This is a genomic window from Delftia tsuruhatensis NBRC 16741, from assembly GCF_001571325.1.
GTDB classification, from domain to species: Bacteria; Pseudomonadota; Gammaproteobacteria; order Burkholderiales; family Burkholderiaceae_C; genus Comamonas; species Comamonas tsuruhatensis.
The window spans coordinates 74,537-92,538 of record NZ_BCTO01000027.1; the positions used below are offsets into that span (position 1 = coordinate 74,537).

At 66.4% G+C, this 18,002-nt stretch carries 16 protein-coding genes; 8 read left to right on the plus strand and 8 right to left on the minus strand.

Annotated features, from left to right (window positions below):
* The first annotated feature begins 19 nt into the window (after positions 1 to 19).
* Positions 20 to 832 carry an AraC family transcriptional regulator gene (locus tag DTS01S_RS14600; RefSeq protein WP_017404849.1) on the plus strand — a complete coding sequence of 271 codons (813 nt, stop codon included), beginning with the start codon at positions 20 to 22 and terminating at the stop codon, positions 830 to 832.
* 76 nt (positions 833 to 908) lie between these two features.
* Positions 909 to 1,295 (plus strand): cupin domain-containing protein, encoded by a 387-nt coding sequence (locus tag DTS01S_RS14605; RefSeq protein WP_017404850.1) that lies wholly within the window; start codon positions 909 to 911, stop codon positions 1,293 to 1,295.
* A gap of 38 nt (positions 1,296 to 1,333) precedes the next feature.
* On the opposite strand, the gene DTS01S_RS14610 is transcribed toward DTS01S_RS14605, so the two are convergent.
* The 5 genes from DTS01S_RS14610 to DTS01S_RS14630 all read right to left on the minus strand — a co-directional run bounded on the left by DTS01S_RS14610 (position 1,334) and on the right by DTS01S_RS14630 (position 7,430).
* Complete coding sequence (locus tag DTS01S_RS14610; protein ID WP_017404851.1) at positions 1,334 to 2,278, minus strand: ankyrin repeat domain-containing protein; 945 nt, start codon at positions 2,276 to 2,278, stop codon at positions 1,334 to 1,336.
* A 102-nt stretch (positions 2,279 to 2,380) separates the two neighbouring features.
* Positions 2,381 to 3,175, minus strand: a complete 795-nt coding sequence (locus tag DTS01S_RS14615) for an ABC transporter ATP-binding protein (protein WP_016446316.1) — start codon at positions 3,173 to 3,175, stop codon at positions 2,381 to 2,383.
* Between the two features lie 169 nt (positions 3,176 to 3,344).
* Positions 3,345 to 4,229 (minus strand): ABC transporter permease, encoded by an 885-nt coding sequence (locus DTS01S_RS14620; protein ID WP_016446315.1) that lies wholly within the window; start codon positions 4,227 to 4,229, stop codon positions 3,345 to 3,347.
* 124 nt (positions 4,230 to 4,353) lie between these two features.
* Positions 4,354 to 5,325, minus strand: coding sequence for an ABC transporter substrate-binding protein (locus DTS01S_RS14625; protein ID WP_016446314.1), 972 nt, complete (start codon positions 5,323 to 5,325; stop codon positions 4,354 to 4,356).
* Positions 5,326 to 5,729: 404 nt separating this feature from the next.
* Positions 5,730 to 7,430 (minus strand): electron transfer flavoprotein-ubiquinone oxidoreductase, encoded by a 1,701-nt coding sequence (locus DTS01S_RS14630; protein ID WP_016446313.1) that lies wholly within the window; start codon positions 7,428 to 7,430, stop codon positions 5,730 to 5,732.
* Positions 7,431 to 7,647: 217 nt separating this feature from the next.
* Between DTS01S_RS14630 and DTS01S_RS14635 the strand changes: the two genes are divergently transcribed.
* Entirely contained in the window at positions 7,648 to 8,085 is a 438-nt protein-coding gene (locus DTS01S_RS14635; protein WP_016446312.1) for an acyl-CoA thioesterase, read from the plus strand.
* A gap of 168 nt (positions 8,086 to 8,253) precedes the next feature.
* On the opposite strand, the gene DTS01S_RS14640 is transcribed toward DTS01S_RS14635, so the two are convergent.
* The 3 genes from DTS01S_RS14640 to DTS01S_RS14650 form a co-directional block, all read right to left on the minus strand.
* On the minus strand, positions 8,254 to 9,279 hold the full coding sequence (locus tag DTS01S_RS14640; protein ID WP_061287957.1) for a methionine synthase: 1,026 nt from the start codon (positions 9,277 to 9,279) through the stop codon (positions 8,254 to 8,256).
* 104 nt (positions 9,280 to 9,383) lie between these two features.
* Positions 9,384 to 10,367 (minus strand): DUF1852 domain-containing protein, encoded by a 984-nt coding sequence (locus tag DTS01S_RS14645; protein ID WP_016451520.1) that lies wholly within the window; start codon positions 10,365 to 10,367, stop codon positions 9,384 to 9,386.
* Positions 10,368 to 10,575: 208 nt separating this feature from the next.
* Positions 10,576 to 11,592, minus strand: coding sequence for a LacI family DNA-binding transcriptional regulator (locus tag DTS01S_RS14650; protein ID WP_061287958.1), 1,017 nt, complete (start codon positions 11,590 to 11,592; stop codon positions 10,576 to 10,578).
* Positions 11,593 to 11,702: 110 nt separating this feature from the next.
* Between DTS01S_RS14650 and DTS01S_RS14655 the strand changes: the two genes are divergently transcribed.
* From DTS01S_RS14655 to DTS01S_RS14675, 5 genes are all read left to right on the plus strand, one after another.
* A complete protein-coding gene (locus DTS01S_RS14655) occupies positions 11,703 to 12,734 on the plus strand; it encodes a Gfo/Idh/MocA family protein (protein ID WP_061287959.1) in 1,032 nt (343 codons plus the stop codon).
* Positions 12,731 to 14,326 carry an acyl CoA:acetate/3-ketoacid CoA transferase gene (locus tag DTS01S_RS14660; RefSeq protein ID WP_046985419.1) on the plus strand — a complete coding sequence of 532 codons (1,596 nt, stop codon included), beginning with the start codon at positions 12,731 to 12,733 and terminating at the stop codon, positions 14,324 to 14,326. The genes DTS01S_RS14655 and DTS01S_RS14660 overlap by 4 nt, the downstream gene beginning before the upstream one ends.
* Positions 14,319 to 15,098, plus strand: a complete 780-nt coding sequence (locus DTS01S_RS14665) for an enoyl-CoA hydratase/isomerase family protein (RefSeq protein ID WP_061287977.1) — start codon at positions 14,319 to 14,321, stop codon at positions 15,096 to 15,098. Before DTS01S_RS14660 ends, DTS01S_RS14665 begins: the two co-directional genes overlap by 8 nt.
* A gap of 87 nt (positions 15,099 to 15,185) precedes the next feature.
* Positions 15,186 to 16,745 carry an aldehyde dehydrogenase family protein gene (locus DTS01S_RS14670; protein WP_061287960.1) on the plus strand — a complete coding sequence of 520 codons (1,560 nt, stop codon included), beginning with the start codon at positions 15,186 to 15,188 and terminating at the stop codon, positions 16,743 to 16,745.
* Entirely contained in the window at positions 16,742 to 17,989 is a 1,248-nt protein-coding gene (locus DTS01S_RS14675; protein ID WP_061287961.1) for an ABC transporter substrate-binding protein, read from the plus strand. Before DTS01S_RS14670 ends, DTS01S_RS14675 begins: the two co-directional genes overlap by 4 nt.
* Positions 17,990 to 18,002: the final 13 nt, after the last annotated feature.

Consider the following 18,002-nt stretch of genomic DNA (forward strand, 5'->3'; position numbering starts at 1 on the left):
CCCCTCACCACCAACCCACATGGCAGAAACGAGCATCTCCAGCGACTGGGTCCGGCATTCGCTGCTGGGCGCAGGCCTGGAGCGCATCGAGGCCTACTTCGGCGGGCACGGCTACGCGCCCCACAGGCACGACACCTACGCGCTGGGCCTGACGCTGTCCGGCGTGCAGAGCTTTGCCTACCGCCGCAGCCAGCGGCACAGCCTGCCGGGCGGTGCCATGGTGCTGCATCCCGATGAATTGCATGACGGCCACGCGGGCACCGACGCGGGCTTTCGCTACCGCATGGTCTATGTGGAGCCGGCCCTGATCCAGCAGGTGCTGGGCGGCAGGCCCTTGCCTTTCGTCGAGGGAGGACTTTCGGCTGATCCCCGGCTCAAGGCTGCGCTGCTGCCCTTGCTGCAATGCCTGGACGAGGACCTTGAGCCGCTGGCACGCGACGATGCCCTCTACGACCTGGCGCTGGCCCTGGAGGCCGTGGCCGGTCGGCGCAAGCTCAGGCGTCTGCCGGACCTGGTGGCCGTGGAGCGCGCCCGCGCCTGCATCCATGATTCGCTGGAGCAGGGCGTAACCCTGGAGGCGCTGTCCCAGGCCAGCGGCCTGGACCGCTGGCGATTGTGCCGGGATTTCCGCGCGCTCTACGGCACCAGCCCCTACCGCTACCTGAGCATGCGCCGGCTGGACACCGTGCGGCGCCTGCTGCTGGCGGGGCAGCCCGTGGCCGAGGCTGCCCTGCAAGCCGGGTTCTTCGACCAGAGCCACATGGCACGCCAGTTCGCCATGGCCTATGGCGTGCCGCCCGCACGCTGGCTCAGGCGCCTGGGCGCGGCCTGAGCTGCACGATCGTGCAAGACCGCAGGGAAGGCGCTTCCTAGCATGGAGGCTTCACACGCTTTCATAAGGTCTGCCCATGACGTTCCCCGTTGAAAACCGCCCCTGCGAGGCCATCAACTTCCCCGACAAATTCAGCCGCTTCACCGGCCAGTGGAGCCCCCGCGTCGTTGCCGAAATGAACGACTACCAATTCAAGATCGTGCGCGTGCAGGGCGAGTTCATCTGGCACTCGCATGCCGAAACGGATGAAGCCTTCCTGGTGCTGGATGGCGAGCTGCGCATCGACTTCCGTGATGGCCATGTGCTGCTGCGTCAGGGCGAGCTGTACGTGGTCCCCAAAGGCACGGAGCACAAGCCCAGCGCCGAGCGGGAAGCCCGCCTCCTGCTGATCGAGCCGCGCGGTGTGCTGAACACCGGGGAGGAAGGCGGCGAGAGGACGGCGTCCAACGATGTGTGGGTTTAGCGGGCTGGCGGTTGGCTGTCGCCGGGATGGCCGGCCAGCTAGAGAATGTCGCGCTCCCACTTCTGCGTTCCGTGCAGGCGGCGCGCCAGGCTGTCGATGCGCCACTGTCCCGCCTTGCGATGTACGGAGAAGCGGTGTTCGTATGCCATGGACTCGCTGGCGCGAAGAACGATGAGTTCCATTCTCGATGCGGATTGCTGGGTCACCGACAGCAGCAGGTCTTGCGCGGAGTGGTGGGTGGGTGTGCCAAAAGAGCTGTGGGCGTAGGCGCGCGGCTTGGAGGTGCAGTACTTGGCCACGATGTCCAGTTGCTCTGCCCAGAACTCAGGCGCGGCTGCGGATGCGGATGCGGATGCGGCGTGCCTGGCGACGCCTTTGCGTTCCCAGGCTTCCATGGCCAGGATGTAGGCGCGAACCACTCGTTCAGGCGTCTGCGTTTCGGTGCCCGGTGGTGTCTCTGGCCAATCCTGAGCCTGCGGTGCTGCAGGCGGCGGCGGGCTGGCGCTGCCAGACCTCTCCAGCAGTGCCATGACCTGCGTATGTCCCTTGGCCCGGGCCAGCGCCCAGGCGTTTTCCTGGCGAAAATCCAGCGGTGCGGGATCGGCACCTGCCTCCAGAAGCAAGGCCACCAGTTCCGTATGGCCGGCCTGCGCGGCGCTCATCAGTGCCGTGCGGCCCAGCTCGGGCGAGGCGATTTCGATGTCGGCATTGTGCGAGAGCAGCATTGCAGCGATGGCCGCATCGCCCAGGCTCGCCGCCCAGGCCAATGCCGTGCTTCCAAGCGCCTTGCATTGCAGGTTGAGCGATGCTCCGTGGCGCAGCAGGGCGGCCACGGCCTGCGGCTGCCGCTGGATGCTGGCCTCGATCAGTGCCGTCCTGCCGGTTCCCTTGTGGCGCCAATCTATGTCTGCGCCGCGGGCCAACTGGGCATCGATTGCAGCGACATCACCGGCACTTGCGGCCTTGAAAAGGAGATGGGACATGGGGGATCGGCTTTCTGAAGTCAAAAGGCCAGGGCAGGGGCCGTGAAAAAGGGCGCCGCAGCGCCCTTTTATCTTATGCGGGCTGTTTCAGCCCAGTTCAGCTCAGCCCAGCAGCAGCGCGTCGTCTGCCAGCTTTTCGCCGCGCACTTTCTCGAACATTTGCAGCAGGTCGGGCACGTCCATGCGGGCGCGTTCCTCGCCGCTGACGTCGAGCACCACCTGGCCCTGGTGCAGCATCACCGTGCGCTCGCCCACGTCCAGCGCCTGGCGCATGCTGTGGGTGACCATCATGGTGGTGAGCTTGGCCTCGGAGACGATGCGCGCCGTCAGCTGCAGCACGAAGTCGGCCGTGCGCGGGTCGAGCGCGGCGGTGTGCTCGTCCAGCAGCAGGATGCGCGAAGGCTGCAGCGCCGCCATCAGCAGGCTCACGGCCTGGCGCTGGCCGCCCGACAGCAGGCCGATGCGGTCGGTCAGGCGGTTTTCCAGGCCCAGGCCCAGGATGGACAGGCGCTCGCGGAAGTTGTCGCGCATCTCGGCCTTGACGGCGCGGCTCAGGCGGCGGAAGGTGCCGCGGCGCTGGGCCAGGGCCATGTTTTCCTCGATGGTCAGGTCCTCGCAGGTGCCCGCCATGGGGTCCTGGAAGACGCGGGCCACGCGCTCGGAACGTGCCCACACGGGCAGGCGCGTCATGTCCTGGCCGGCGATCTCGATGCGGCCCTTGTCCACGGACAGGTCGCCCGAGACGGCGTTCAGGAAGGTGGACTTGCCGGCGCCGTTGGAGCCGATGACGGTGACGAACTGGCCGTCGGGAATGTCCAGCGACATGCCGCGCAGCGCCCGCGTTTCGATGGGCGTGCCGGGGTTGAAGGTGATTTCGAGTTGTTGTGCGCTCAGCATGAGTGCAATCTCCGGTATTTCTTCGTTCAGTCGCTCAAGGCGTGGTGCTTGAACTGACGCGGTCCAAACTCAGGGACGCCTAGCAAGGGCCGCCCCGCAGCGATGGCGTCGTTCCCCTCCCTCGCGCAGCGAGTAGAGAGGGGGAAGCGGCATAGCCGCTCAGGGGGTGTCATTTCCTTTGCGCAAATTTGCGCTTCAGTTGGGGGATCACCAGGGCGACGGTCACCAGCAGCGCGGTGACAAGGTTCAGATCCTGGGCCTTGAGGCCGATGAAATCGCTGTTGAGGGCCGCTGCGATGAAGAAGCGGTACACGATGGCGCCCACCACCACGGCCAGCGTGGCCCAGACGATGCGGCGCGAAGGCAGGATGGACTCGCCCACGATCACGGCAGCCAGGCCGATGACGATGGTGCCGATGCCCATGGAAATGTCCGAGCCGCCCTGGGTCTGCACGAACAGCGCGCCGGCCAGGCCGACCAAGCCGTTGGAGATCGCCATGCCCAGCAGGATCATGGCGCCGGTGTTCACGCCCTGCGAGCGTGCCATGCGGGCGTTGGAGCCCGTGGCGCGGATGGCCAGGCCCCGCTCGGTGGCGAAGAACCAGTCCAGGCCCAGCTTGGCCAGCACGACGATGACGAACAGGATCAGCGGGCGCATCACATAGTCGGCCACGCTGTCGGGCTGCAGCAGGGTGAACAGCGTGGTCTCGTTGATCAGCGGCACGTTGGGGCCGCCCATGATGCGCAGGTTGACTGAGTACAGCCCGATCATCATCAGGATGGAGGCCAGCAGGTCCATGATCTTCAGGCGCACATTGAGCCAGCCCGTGATCAGGCCCGCGACGGCGCCAGCGGCCGTGCCGGCCAGCGTGGCCAGCCAGGGATTGGTGCCCGTGGAAATCAGGATGGCGCAGACGGCGCCGCCCAGCGGAAAGCTGCCGTCCACCGTGAGGTCGGGAAAGCGCAGCAGTCTGAACGAGATGAAGACGCCCAGCGCCACCAGGCTGAAGATCAGGCCGATCTCGACGGCACCGAGCAATGAAAAGAGGGACATAGGAAGAGCGACAGGCGCGTGGGAACGGAAAACGACTTAAAAAAAGGGCAGGGCCATGTTGCCATGGCGCCTGCCACCGTGGGCGCACTGCCCGGGTTGGTCCCGGGCAGGCAAACCCCGGGTATTACTTGATCACCTGGGCGGCCGACTTGACCAGCGCGTCGGACAGCTTGACGCCCTGCTTCTCGGCGGCGCCCGGATTCACGAACAGCTCCATCTTGGTGCTGACTTCGGTCTTGAGGTCGCCGGGCTTCTCGCCCTTGAGGATGCGCACCACCATGCGGCCGGTCTGCTCGCCCAGATCGCGGTAGTTGATGCCCAGGGCCGCCACGGCGCCGCGCTTGACGGAGTCGGTGTCCGAGGCCACCAGCGGGATCTTGGCGTCCTGGCCGACCTTGACCAGCGACTCGTAGGCCGAGACCACGTTGTTGTCGGTGTTGGTATAGATCACATCGACCTTGCCGACCAGGCTGCGTGCAGCGCTGCTGACGTCCACGGAGCGGGGAGCGGCGGCTTCCACCAGGGTCATGCCCAGCTTGGGCAGCAGGGTCTTGAGTTCCTTGACGACCACGGCGGAGTTGGCCTCGCCGGGGTTGTAGACCATGCCCACGCGCTTGGCGTTGGGCACTACCTGCTTGACCAGCTCCATCTGCTTGTCCAGGGCCAGCAGGTCGGACACGCCGGTCACGTTGTTCTTGGAAGGCTCCCAGCTGGGCACCAGCTTGGCGGCCACGGGGTCGGTCACGGCGGAGAACACCACGGGCACGGTCTTGGTGGCGGCGACCACGGCCTGGGCCGAGGGCGTGGCGATGGCGACGATGGCATCAGGCTTGTCGCCGACGAACTTGCGAGCGATCTGCGCGGCCGTGCCGGTGTTGCCCTGGGCACTCTGGTACTGCCACTTGAGGTTCTTGCCGGCTTCGTAGCCTGCTTCCTTGAGCGCGGCCTGCACGCCGTCGCGCACGGCGTCGAGTGCAGGATGCTCGACGATGGCGGTCACTGCGACCGACTTCTCGTCAGCGGCGTGGGCGCCGCCCGCAATGGCGGAAATTGCCAGGGCCAGCGCGCCCAGGGGCGCCCAAGACAAGTGCTTCATACGTGTATCTCCAACGTGCTTGTGGTTGTTCCTGTTTGCTCAGCAGAAGGCCGCACAGGACGGTCGCGGCGCTTCGCGGCAAAGTCTACTGCAGCCGCCCTGTACGCCTTGGCGTTTGGACGACCCGGTTTTCACCTATAGGTTTGTATCTAAAAATTGGCATGAAATCTGCGGGGAATGCCCTAGGTGCAACTTTTTCATGCGTCTTGGACAGGTTTGGCGATGCAGGTTTGCGTCTTCAAGGGCCTGTTTTTGGCTTTGCCGTGCATTTTTATTGCGTGCGATGGCATTTCGGATGGCCTTCTATGCTTTCTGCGCCGATGTTGCTTTGACGAGGCTCAAAGAAAAAGCCTGCACAAGCAGGCTTGGGCAGGCTTCAGAGAAGGGCCGGTGTGGCGCGCGGATCACATGCCCGCGTAGTTCGGCCCTCCGCCGCCTTCGGGCGTGACCCAGACGATGTTCTGCGTGGGGTCCTTGATGTCGCAGGTCTTGCAGTGCACGCAGTTCTGGGCGTTGATCTGCAGGCGCTTGCCGCCCTGGGCCGTGTCGTCCACGAACTCATAGACGCCGGCCGGGCAGTAGCGCTGCTCGGGGCCTGCGTACTTGGCCAGGTTGATGGCCACGGGCACCGAGGCGTCCTTGAGCGTCAGGTGGGCGGGCTGGTCTTCGGCGTGGTTGGTGTTGCTGATGAAGACGCTGGACAGGCGGTCGAAGGTCAGCTTGCCATCGGGCTTGGGGTAGTCGATGGGCTTGCACTCGGCCGCCGGCTTCAGGTAGGCGTGGTCGGGCTTGTCGCGGTGCAGCGTCCAGGGGATGTTGCCCTTGAGCACGAACTGCTCGATGCCGTTCATCAGCGTGGCCGTGGTCAGGCCCTTCTTGAACCAGGCCTTGAAGTTGCGCGACTTGTTCAGCTCTTCGTACAGCCAGCTGTTCTCGAAGGCCTGGACATAGGCGCCCAGCTCGTCGCCCTGGCGGCCCGCGACGATGGCGTCATAGGCGGCCTCGGCGGCCAGCATGCCGGTCTTGATGGCGGCATGGCTGCCCTTGATGCGGCTGACGTTCAGGAAACCTGCGTCGCAGCCCACGAGCGCGCCGCCCGGGAACACGAACTTGGGCAGGGACAGCAGGCCGCCGGCCGTGATGGCGCGCGCGCCGTAGCCCAGGCGCTTGGCCGGCTTGATGCCCTTGGACTCGTCGCCTTCCAGGTAGTAGCGGATGTTGGGATGGGTCTTCCAGCGCTGGAATTCCTCGAAGGGGCTCAGGTAGGGGTTGGCATAGTCCAGGCCCGTGATGAAGCCCAGCGTGACCTTGTTGTCGTCCAGGTGGTAGAGGAAGGCGCCGCCGTAGGTCTTGCTGTCCATGGGCCAGCCGGCCGTGTGCATCACGAAGCCGGGCTTGTGGCGTGCCGGGTCGATTTCCCACAGCTCCTTGATGCCCAGGCCGTAGCTTTGCGGGTCCTTGCCGGCGTCCAGCTGGTACTTGGCAATGATCTGCTTGCCCAGGTGGCCGCGTGAGCCTTCGGCAAAGATCGTGTACTTGGCGTGCAGCTCCATGCCCAGCTGGAACTCGCCCGTGGGCTCGCCGTCCTTGCCGATGCCCATGTTGCCGGTGGCCACGCCCTTGACCGAACCGTCCTCGTTGTAGAGCACCTCGGCGGCAGCAAAGCCCGGGAAGATTTCAACGCCCAGTGCCTCGGCCTGCTCGCCCAGCCACTTGACCACGTAGCCCAGGCGAACGATGTAGTTGCCATGGTTCTGGAAGCAGGCCGGCAGCAGGAAGTTGGGCGTGCGCAGGGCGGATTTCTCGCCCAGGAAGACCATGGCGTCATCGGTGACGGGCTGGGTCAGGGGCGCGCCCTTTTCCTTCCAGTCAGGGATCAGCTCGGTCAGCGCACGCGGATCCATGATGGCGCCCGACAGGATGTGGGCACCGGGCTCCGACCCCTTTTCCAGCACGACGACGGAGACATCCTGGCCTTTTTCGGCCGCCAGCTGCTTGAGGCGGATGGCCGTGGCCAGCCCGCCGGGGCCGCCGCCGACCACCACCACGTCGTATTCCATGGCTTCGCGCGGCCCGTACTGGGCCAGGATTTCTTCGTTCGTCATCGGGGTGTCTCGCTTGGATATTGAAAAACAGGATGGTCGGCAGACCGAACGTTTGTTCGGTTGCAGCGCAAAAGCCGCAATGCGGTGGATTCTATGACGTGCTTGGACCCTGCCGTTGCTGATAGGTGACAGCGCGGGAATCCGCCCTGCTGCACAGTGACCGGGGGCTGCGGGGCATGGTGCCTTGCGGTGGCGCTACAACAAGGAGACTGCAGGCATGCGCATAGAGATTCCAGAATATAAAAAATGGGTTCACGAGATGCGATTCAAAGTGCGCTGGGGCGACATGGACGCCATGGGCCATGTCAACAACGCCATGTACTTCCGCTATCTGGAGACTGCACGCATCGACTGGATGGTTGAAGCGGGCATGGCGCCTACGCCGGGCGGGCAGGGGCCGGTCATCGTCAATGCTTTTTGCAACTTCCACCAGCAACTGGCCTATCCCGACGAAGTACTGCTCAAGATGTACGTCAGCGACCCCGGCCGCACCACCTTCGAGACCTGGGGAACCATGGAACGCGTCTCCGAACCCGGCGTGATCTGCGCGGCCGGTGGCGGCACCGTCATCTGGGTGGACTTTCCCAGGCAGAAGGCCGTCGAGCTGCCGGGCTGGGTGCGGGAGATGGTGGGCGGCACGGCTGGCCCAGGTTGACTCAGGCTCGCCCGCTGTACCAGCCGACGTGTAGCCAGCAATGGCTGGCGGGGCTGGCCCGGTCCGGACGAACAAGCCCTTTGATGCAGGGTGCGCTGGGGTTTTTGTTCTGCCGCATTGCAGATCCATCGCAGCCCTGGGTAGCCCGGCGTGGCGGCCGGGCGCGACTTACGCAGCGGCCAACCGCTCCTTTGCCAGCCGCGTGCCTTCTGCCAGCGCTTGCAGCTTGCGCCACGCCACGTCGCGGCCCATGGGTGCGAGGCCGCAGTTCGTGCAGGGGAACAGCCGCTCCTTCGGCACGAACTCCAGCGCCTGGCCGATGGTGTCGGCCACCTCTTCGGGGGTCTCTACCACGTCGCTGGCCACGTCGATCACGCCGACCATCACGTCCTTGCCGGCCAGCAGCCTCATCAGGTCGGGCGGCACGTGGGAGTGGATGCACTCCAGGCTCACCTGGTCGATGCGGCTCTTGGCCAGCGCGGGGAACACCGTCTCGTACTGGCGCCATTCATCGCCCAGGGTGCTTTTCCAGTCCGTATTGGCCTTGATCCCGTAGCCGTAGCAGATATGCACGGCCGTCGTGCAGGTCAGGCCCTGCGCCGCACGTTCCAGCGCCTGCACGCCCCAGTCGGCGGCGTCCTTCATGTAGACGTTGAAGGCGGGCTCGTCGAACTGGATGATGTCCACGCCGTCGGCCTGCAGCGCCAGGGCCTCCTGGTTGAGCAGCTCGGCGAAGGCGAAGGCCATCTTCACCCTGTCGCCATAGAAGCGGTCCGCCACGGTGTCGACGATGGTCATGGGGCCGGGCAGCGTGAACTTCAGCTTCTTCCTGGTGTGCGCGCGTGCCAGTTGCGCCTCGAAGGCATGCACGCGTCCCTTCAGGCGCAGGGCCGACACCACCTGCGGCACCATCGCGTCGTAGCGGTTGTCGCGGATGCCCATCTTCACCTTGTTCTCGAAGTCGATGCCCTCGACCTGCTCCAGGAAGCCGTGCACGAAGTGCTGGCGCGACTGCTCGCCGTCGCACACGATGTCCAGGCCTGCGTCTTCCTGGGCCTTGATCCACAGCAGGGTTGCATCGGCCTTGGCCTGGCGAAGCGCATCGCCTTCGGCCTTCCACTGGGGCCAGAGCTTGTTGGTTTCAGCCAGCCAGGCGGGCTTGGGCAGGCTGCCGGCGATCGAGGTTTCGAACATCTGGGAATTCCTTCAAATCAAACAGGGGTATGGCGGGCGTGCTCCGGGACGGTTTTCCCGGCCCGCCACGGATTGGGTGCCATGGCAGGCATGGCGGCGGGTGGCTACAGGGCGAAATCGGCAGCCCATTGCTCAAGCACATTCTTGTACGGCTTGATGAAGTGCTGCTCTGCAAACTTGCCCTGCTTGACAGCCAACTGGCTGCGCTCTTCCCGGTCATAGACAATCTGCGTCGACGAGTAATCGTGATTCTTCAGGCTGGGTTGATAGAGCATCCCGGCTGCAGAATTCGCGTTGTAGATTTCGGGGCGATAAATCTTCTGGAAGGTCTCCATGGTGCTGATCGTGCCGATCAGCTCGATATTCGTATAGTCGTTCAGCAGGTCGCCGTGAAAGTAGAAGGCCAGTGGCGCAACGCCATTTGGAGGCATGAAGAAGCGAACCTGCATTCCCATCTTCTCGAAATACCGGTCGGTCGAGGAGAACTCGCTCTGCCGATACTCGATGCCCAGTATGGGGTGCCGGTTTCCGGTGCGCTGGTAGGTCTTGCTGGTGGACACGCTGATACAGATGACGGGCGGCTTGTCGAAGTGCTGCCTGTAGGTGCCTGAGCTGGAAAATTGCCTGAACAGCTTCCCATGCAAGTCGCCAAAATCATCGGGGGTGCCGAATTCAGATCGGTTGGCGTTGTACTCCGCAAGCACAACGCTGAAATCGTAGTCGCGCACGTAGGAGGAGAAATTGTTCCCTGCGATGCCGTCTATGCGCTTGTGGTTCTTCTTGTCGAGGATGCTGGTCTTCAATATCTCGATCAACGGAAACGCACCAAGGCCGTTTCTGGCGCCAATTCCCATTTCGACCGAGATGATCTCGAGCTCCACCGAGTAGCGATCTCCCGTGGGATTGTCCCAGTGGGCCAGGTCGTTGAAGCGGTTGTCAATCATCCTCAGCGTGTTGCGCAGGTTCTGCTGCCGGCAATCGCCACGGGCCAGATTGGCAAAGTTGGTGGTAATGCGCGTGCTGTCCGATGGTTGATAGTCTTCATCGAAACGAATGCGCTTGAGATGGAAGCTGAGTTCTTGGTTCATTGTGATCTGCGACCTGATTCATGCCCTTGCCGAAAACTGCGGGCAAGCAATAGGTGCGGATGTTATGGACGGCAATCGATGAAGTAAAGTGGTCTTATCTCATGAAACCATGAGCCTGGTTCATCAAAAGCCGGCAGGCCAGAGCGCATCCCGCTCAGCGCGGTGTAGCCAGTCGGTATCCGGGCCAGTTCCGACCGCGCCGCGGTCTTCAGGCTGACTGGCGCAGCACCAGCTTGGGCCTGGCCAACAACTGCTGGCGGGGCTGGCCCGGATGGGCCATGCGTGCCAGCAGCAAGGTGGCAGCCTGTTTGCCAAGCTCGGCGGGGCGCACGTCCACCGTGCTCAGGGGGGGATGGGAATGCGCGGCATCGAACACGTTGTCGAAGCCCATGAGCGCGAAGTCTTTGCCTGCGCGCAGTCCGTTTTCGTCCAGGGCAGACAGTGCGCCAAAGGCCACCAGATCGTTGTAGCAGATGGCCGCCTTGATGGCTGGCTGCGCGGCCAGCAGGCTGCGCATGGCGTCATGCCCTCCCGTGCGCGTGGGGCTGGCGGAGAAAACCAGGTCTTCATCGAAAGCCAGGCCCGCATCGGCAAAGGCGGCCCTGCAGCCGCTCAGGCGCTGCTCCAGCATCAGGCCGTCCAGCCCTCCCAGAAAACCGATGCGGCGATGCCCGGCCGCCAGCAGGTGGCGCGTGGCCGCCATCACGCCGTGGGCGTTGTCGGCGCCTGCGAAGTCGTAGCTTCCCTCGCCCAGCGTGCGGATCATGACCACCAGGGGAATGCCCCATGACTGCAGGTCCTGCGCCAGCGAGGCCGGCGTGTCCAGCGCCGGGCACAGCGCAATGCCTGCCGCGTTGTGCTCGCGCATGGTGGTCAGCACTTTTTGCTGGCGCTCCAGGCTTTCGCTGGTGTGGGCCATGAGCGTGATGAAGCCGGCATCGGCCAGCCTGCGCTCCAGCCCCGCCAGCACCTCGGCAAAGAAGGGGTTCATCAGGTCGTTGATCACGACTCCGACCATGTTGGACGACTGGCGCCGCAGCTCTCCGGCGCGGCGGTTGTAGACGTAGCCGAGCTGCGCTGCCGCTGCACGCACGCGCTCCGATGTCTCGGCCGGAATCAGGGGGCTGCCCTTGAGCACCAGCGACACCGTTGATTTGGAGACCTGGGCCGCAGCCGCCACGTCAAGGATGGTCACGGCGCGCACGGAAGGGGGCTTGTTCATCATGGTTCGGTGTTTTCCCTGGGTCGGCGCGATTGTGCTTGATCTTCTTTTGGAACGTTCCAATAATCAATTAGAACGTTCCAATAGAAATTATCAATAAATGGAGGGAGATCATGAGCGAGGTCGGTTGGGGATTGATAGGGGCCAGCACCATTGCTGCCGATCACATGATCGGTGCCATCCGCGCGCAGCGCGGGCACACGGTGGCGGCGGTCGCCAGCCGCAGTGCAAAGCGCGCGGCGCAGTTTGCTGCCGAGCAGGGCATTGCCCGCGCCTACGACTCGGTGCCCGCCATGCTGGCCGACCCGTCAGTCCAGGTGGTCTACGTCAGCTCCGACAACGAATTGCGCCACGCCCAGGTCCTTGCTGCGGCAGCGGCCGGCAAGCATGTCCTGTGCGAGAAGCCATTGGCGCTGACCGTGCAGCAGGCGCTGGACATGGTGAGGGCATGCCGGGCCGCAGGCGTGGTGCTGGGCACCAATCACCACCTGCGCAACGCGGCAACGCACCGCAGGATGCGCGAGCTGGTGCGCGATGGCGCCGTGGGCCAGCCGCTGTTTGCGCGCGTCTTCCACGCCATCGAACTGCCGCCCTCTGTGCAGGGCTGGCGGCTGGAGCGGCCCGAGGCCGGTGGCGTGATCCTCGACATCGGCGTGCATGACGTGGATGCGCTGCGCTTCATCCTGGGGGCTGAGCCGGTGGAGGCGGTGGCGCTGGAGCAGCAAGGACCGCTGTCCCGCAACGGCGTGGCGGACGGCGTGATGGCCGTGCTGCGGCTGGACAACGGCGTGCTGGCGCAACTGCATGCGGCATTCACCGTGGCGCATGCGGGAACCGGCATCGAGATCCATGGCACCTCGGGCTCGCTCATCGGGCGCGATGTGATGACGCAGCGGCCGGGCGGCGAGGTGCTGCTGCGCAATGGGGCCGGCGAGCAGTCCATTGCCGTGGAGCACCACGGTCTCTACGCGCATGGGGTGGCCACGTTCTGCGCCGCCCTGCGCGGCGAAGGCCTGCCTGCCGCCACCGGCGAGGACGGCGTGCGCTCGCTGGCGGCGGCGGTGGCCATGGCCCAGGCCTGCCGCACGGGCCGGGCCGTGCCCATAGCCAATCCCCTTGCACGGGAACGGGGGGCGGCCGCATGAGCAAGCACATCACCGCCGCACAGGCTGCAGCCTTGCTGCGCGACGGCGACATCGTCAGCGTGAGCTCGTCCAGCGGGCTGGGCTGCCCCGACAAGGTGCTGGCCGCCATTGGCGAGCGCTTCGAACGCGAGGGTGCTCCGCGCAACCTGACCACGCTGCACCCGATTGCGGCCGGCGATATGTACGGCATCAAGGGAATGGACCATCTGGCCCGGCCCGGGCTGCTGTCGCGTGTCCTGGCCGGCTCATATCCCAGCGGCCCGTCCTCGCTGCCCATGCCTGCGATCTGGCGCATGGTGGTGGACAACCAGATCCAGGCCTACAACATCCCCAGCGGCATCCTGTTCGACATGCACCGCGAGGCGGCTGCGCGGCGCCCGGGCGTGCTGACCCAGGCGGGCATGGGCACCTTTGTCGATCCCGCACAGCAGGGCTGCGCGATGAACGAGCCGGCCAGCCGCCATCCGGTAGTGCGCCTGCAGCATTTCGACGGGCGCGACTGGCTGTTCTTTCCCGCTGTGGCGCCCGACGTGACCGTCCTGCGCGCCACCACGGCCGATGAGCGCGGCAACCTGGGCTATGAGCACGAAGGCGCGCTGCTGGGCGCGCTGGAGCAGGCGATGGCCGCACGCAACAACGGTGGCATCGTCATCGCCCAGGTCAAGCGCATCGTCAGGGCCGGCCACCTGAGGCCGCACGATGTCCGCGTCCCCTGCCATCTGGTGGACCATGTGGTGGTCGATGCCGATCAGTGGCAGACCACACAGACGGTGTACGACCCGGCCATCAGCGGGGAGGTTGCGCAACCGCTGTCCGGCTTCGAGCCCCAGGCCTGGGGGCCCGAGAAGGTGATTGCGCGCCGCGCCGCCATGGAGCTGGCGCACGGGCATGCCGCCAACCTGGGCTTTGGCATTGCGGCCAATGTGCCGCGCATCCTGCTCGAGGAGGGCCTGCATGGCGAGGTGACCTGGGTGATAGAGCAGGGCGCCGTCGGCGGCATGCCGCTGCTGGGCTTTGCCTTTGGCTGCGCGGCCAATGCCGATGCCATCGTGGCCTCGCCCCAGCAGTTCACCTATTTCCAGGGCGGGGGCTTCGATGTGACGCTGCTGTCCTTCCTGCAGGTGGATGGCGATGGCAGCGTCAATGTCTCGCGGCTGGGGGCCAGGCCCTATCTGACGGCCGGCTGCGGCGGCTTTGTGGATATCACGGCCCATGCGCGGCGCATCGTCTTCTGCGGACTTTTCACGGCCGGCGCCAGGCTGCGCGTGGGCGACGGGCGGCTGGACATCCTCGAGGAGGGCGGCACGCGCAAGTTCGTCGGCACGGCCGAGCACATCAGCTTCAGCGGCCTGGTCGGGCGCCAGCGCGGGCAGCGGGTGCGCTATGTGACCGAGCGCTGCGTCATCGACCTCGAAGACCAGGGACTGGTCGTGCGCGAGATCGCGCCCGGCGTGGACCTGCAGCGCGATGTGCTGGAGCAGGCCGGCATGGCGCTGCAGGTGGCGCCCGACCTGCGGCGAATGGATGAGCGCCTGTTCCACGATGCGCCCTTTGGCCTGGCCCTGCAGGCCCGGGAGGTCCGCCGTGGCTGAGACCCTGGTTCAACTGGTGCGCCAGGGCCCCGTGGCCCAGGTCACGATAGACCGGCCCGCACGGCTGAACGCGCTGACCCCCTGCATGCTCGACGCACTGGAGCACATGGCGCGCGAGATCGAGGCCGATGGCGCCATCCGTGCCGTGGTGCTGACCGGCCGTGGCGACAGGGCCTTTTGCGCGGGCGCCGACATCCATGCCTGGGCCGCGCTGCAGCCGCTGGACATGTGGCGGCAGTGGTTGCGCCGTGGCCACCAGGTGTTCGACCGCTGGGCGCGGCTGCGCCAGCCCGTGATTGCGGCGCTCAACGGCCATGCGTTCGGCGGCGGGCTGGAGCTGGCCATCACCAGCGATGTGCGCATCGCCGTCGATACGGCGCAGTTCGCGCTGCCAGAGGCATCGATCGCCACCTGTCCCGGCTGGTCCGGCTCGCAGCGGCTGGTGCGGCTGATCGGCCCCGGCCACGCGAAGTACCTGGCCCTGGGCGGCGTGCGGCTGTCCGCCGATCAGGCGCTGGCCTGCGGGCTGGTGCATGAACGGGTGCCGGCCAGCGAACTGGGCCTGCGCGCTGCTGCGTTGGCCCACGACATGGCAGGCCAGGCGCCCGTGGCACTGCAGCTGACCAAGCAACTGATCAATGCCGCCGCCGGCGAAGACGCACCCGCCGCGCTGGAAGCCATGGCCGCAGCCCTGGCCGCGAGCACGGCCGATGCAGCCGAAGGCCTGCGCAGCTTCAAGGAAAAGCGCGCGCCGCGCTACCTGGGCCGCTGAATCTGCGCCGACCTGCCGACCTGCCGACCTGCCGATTCGCCGTCCCGCCCTTGCCTCACCCCTGAACCACCCAAGGAGACCGCCACCATGACTGCCGCGAACCCGCCTCCAGCCCATGCACCTGCAGTGAATGCAGGGGCCATGGCCGGCCTCGTCCACAGGCCCCCGTTCCATGGCCGGCTGCTCATCGATGGCGCCTGGGCCGATGCGGCCGACGGCGCGACGCTGGAACGCCGCTCCCCGGCCCACGGCACCGTGGCCAGCATCCATGCGCGGGCCGGGCGGGCCGATGCCGCGCGTGCCATTGCCGCAGCACGCCGCGCTGCGGACCACGGGCCCTGGCCCCGCATGAAGGGTGCGCAGCGCGCCAGCGTGCTGCGTGCCGTGGCCGAACGCCTGCTGGACCGCAGGCAGGAATTGGCGCGGATGGAGACGCTGGAGACCGGCAAGCCGCTGGCCCAGTCGCTGGACGAGGTGGGCGCGGCGGCCGACCTGTGGCACTACGCCGCCGCACTGGCGCGCAACCTGCATGGCGACAGCTATGACACGCTGGGCGAGCAGACGCTGGGCGTGGTGCTGCGCGAGCCGCTGGGCGTGGTCGGCATCGTCACGCCCTGGAACTTTCCCCTGCTCATCGTCAGCCAGAAGCTGCCCTTTGCGCTGGCCGCCGGCTGCACGGCCGTGGTCAAGCCGGCCGAGGAAACATCGGCCACCACGCTGATGCTGGGCGAGATCCTCATGAACGCCGGCCTGCCGCCCGGTGCCGTCAACATCCTGCCAGGCGGCGGTGGCGCTGTCGGCGAGGTCCTGGCCGCGCACCCGGACATCGACATGCTGTCCTTCACGGGCTCCACGGAAACAGGCCGGAAGGTGGCCGCAGCATCGGCGCAGACGCTCAAGAAGCTGTCCCTGGAGCTGGGTGGCAAGAACCCCCAGATCGTCTTTGCCGACTGCGACTTCGAGGCGGCCGTCGATGCCACGGTGCTGGGCATGCACTTCAATGCCGGCCAGTGCTGCAACAGCGGCAGCCGCGTGCTGGTGCAGGCGGCCATCGCCGAGCGCTTCGTGGCCGCCGTGGCCGAGCGCGCTCGGCAGGTGCGCGTGGGCGATCCGCTGGACCAGGGCGTGCAGGTGGGCGCCATCACCACGCAGCGCCAGCTGGACGTCATCCTTACCCACATCGAGGCTGCGCGCCAGGCCGGCGCCCGCGTGGTGCTGGGCGGCGGCCGCATGGCGCGCCCGGGCCTGTATGTGGAGCCCACCGTGCTGGCCGGCGTGACGCCGGACATGGCCGTTGCCAGGCAGGAGGTCTTCGGGCCCGTGCTCGCGGTGCTGGTCTTCGAGGACCTGGACGATGCGATCGACCTGGCCAACGCCACGCTCTACGGCCTGTCAGCCGCCGTCTGGAGCCGTGACTTCAGCACCTGCCTGGCGGCGGCGCGGCGCATTAAGGCCGGCACGGTCTGGGTCAATACCTTCCTCGAAGGCCATGCCGAGCTGCCTTTAGGCGGCTACCGCCAAAGCGGCCTGGGCCGAGAGCTGGGCCGCCGTGCCGCCGAGGACTACACCCAGGCCAAGACCCTGCACATGCACCTGGGTGCGCGCAGCCACTGGTATCTGCCCATCCACGAAGGAGACACGGCATGAAGCGGCCACTGACTGCCATGGCGCTGGCCATGGCCCTTGCCACACCGCCGGCTGCCATGGCCGGGCAGAGCGTCGAGGTCCTGCACTGGTGGACCGCTGGCGGCGAGGCCGCCGCGCTGAACCTGCTCAAGAGCGGGCTGGAAAAGCAGGGCGTGCGCTGGAACGACATGCCCGTGGCCGGTGGCGGCGGCGAGGCGGCCATGACGGCGGTGCGCGCCCGCGTGACCTCGGGCAACCCGCCCACGGCGGTGCAGATGCTGGGCTTCGACATCCTGGACTGGGGCGGCCAGGGCGTGGTCGCCGACCTGGATGCCCTGGCCGCGCGCGAGGGCTGGGACAAAAGCGTGCCGCAGGAGGTGCAGAAATTCTCGCGCTACCAGGGCCGCTGGATCGCGGCGCCAGTCAACATCCATTCGACCAACTGGCTGTGGGCCAACCGGCAGGTGCTGGCCCAGGCGGGCGTGACGGCCCAGCCAGCGAGCTTTGACGAATTCATCGCGGCGGCGCGCAAGGTGCGCCAGGCCGGTTTCATCGCCATCGCCCATGGCGGCCAGCCCTGGCAGGAGGCCATCGTGTTCGACAGCGTGGCCCTGTCCACGGGCGGCGCCGACTACTACCGCAAGGCCTTCATCGAGCGCGATCCGGCCACCATCCGGTCGGCGACCACGCGCAAGGTATTCCAGCGCATGGCGCAGATCCGCAGCCTGGTGGACAAGGATTTTTCGGGGCGCGACTGGAACGTGGCCTCGGGCATGGTCATCGCCGGCAAGGCGGGCTTCCAGATCATGGGCGACTGGACCAAGGGCGAGTTCCTCAACGCCGGCAAGCAGCCCGGCAAGGACTTTGCCTGCTATCGCTTCCCGGGCACCCAGGGCATGGTGGCCTTCAGCACCGACCAGTTCGTGATGTTCAGGCTGTCCGACGCGGGCAAGGCGGCCGCTCAGCGCAAGCTGGCGGCCGCCATCATGGAGCCGGCCTTTCAGTCGGCGTTCAATGTCGTCAAGGGTGCGGCGCCTGCGCGCCTGGACGTGGCGGATACGGCCTTCGACGAATGCGGCAAAAAGGCCATCCGCGACGTGGCCGAGGCCGATGGCCGGCGCAGCATGCTGGGCTCCATTGCGCTGGGCCATGCGACGGCCGCATCGGCCAAGAACGCCATCTATGACGTGGTCACGCGCCACTTCAACGGCCAGATCGACGATGCCAGGGCCGTGGCCGAGCTGGCCTCGGCCCTGGCCGACTGATGGAGGACCCTGC

Bases quoted from the DNA above. Each gene is read 5' to 3' on its own strand.
- DTS01S_RS14620 (WP_016446315.1), bottom strand. From the start codon at position 4,229: ATGTCCCTCTTTTCATTGCTCGGTGCCGTCGAGATCGGCCTGATCTTC.
- DTS01S_RS14615 (WP_016446316.1), bottom strand. From the start codon at position 3,175: ATGCTGAGCGCACAACAACTCGAAATCACCTTCAACCCCGGCACGCCC.
- DTS01S_RS14655 (WP_061287959.1), top strand. From the start codon at position 11,703: ATGAGCGAGGTCGGTTGGGGATTGATAGGGGCCAGCACCATTGCTGCC.
- DTS01S_RS14675 (WP_061287961.1), top strand. From the start codon at position 16,742: ATGAAGCGGCCACTGACTGCCATGGCGCTGGCCATGGCCCTTGCCACA.
- DTS01S_RS14610 (WP_017404851.1), bottom strand. From the start codon at position 2,278: ATGTCCCATCTCCTTTTCAAGGCCGCAAGTGCCGGTGATGTCGCTGCA.
- DTS01S_RS14670 (WP_061287960.1), top strand. From the start codon at position 15,186: ATGACTGCCGCGAACCCGCCTCCAGCCCATGCACCTGCAGTGAATGCA.
- DTS01S_RS14645 (WP_016451520.1), bottom strand. From the start codon at position 10,367: ATGAACCAAGAACTCAGCTTCCATCTCAAGCGCATTCGTTTCGATGAA.
- DTS01S_RS14635 (WP_016446312.1), top strand. From the start codon at position 7,648: ATGCGCATAGAGATTCCAGAATATAAAAAATGGGTTCACGAGATGCGA.
- DTS01S_RS14640 (WP_061287957.1), bottom strand. From the start codon at position 9,279: ATGTTCGAAACCTCGATCGCCGGCAGCCTGCCCAAGCCCGCCTGGCTG.
- DTS01S_RS14650 (WP_061287958.1), bottom strand. From the start codon at position 11,592: ATGATGAACAAGCCCCCTTCCGTGCGCGCCGTGACCATCCTTGACGTG.
- DTS01S_RS14625 (WP_016446314.1), bottom strand. From the start codon at position 5,325: ATGAAGCACTTGTCTTGGGCGCCCCTGGGCGCGCTGGCCCTGGCAATT.
- DTS01S_RS14660 (WP_046985419.1), top strand. From the start codon at position 12,731: ATGAGCAAGCACATCACCGCCGCACAGGCTGCAGCCTTGCTGCGCGAC.
- DTS01S_RS14630 (WP_016446313.1), bottom strand. From the start codon at position 7,430: ATGACGAACGAAGAAATCCTGGCCCAGTACGGGCCGCGCGAAGCCATG.
- DTS01S_RS14600 (WP_017404849.1), top strand. From the start codon at position 20: ATGGCAGAAACGAGCATCTCCAGCGACTGGGTCCGGCATTCGCTGCTG.
- DTS01S_RS14605 (WP_017404850.1), top strand. From the start codon at position 909: ATGACGTTCCCCGTTGAAAACCGCCCCTGCGAGGCCATCAACTTCCCC.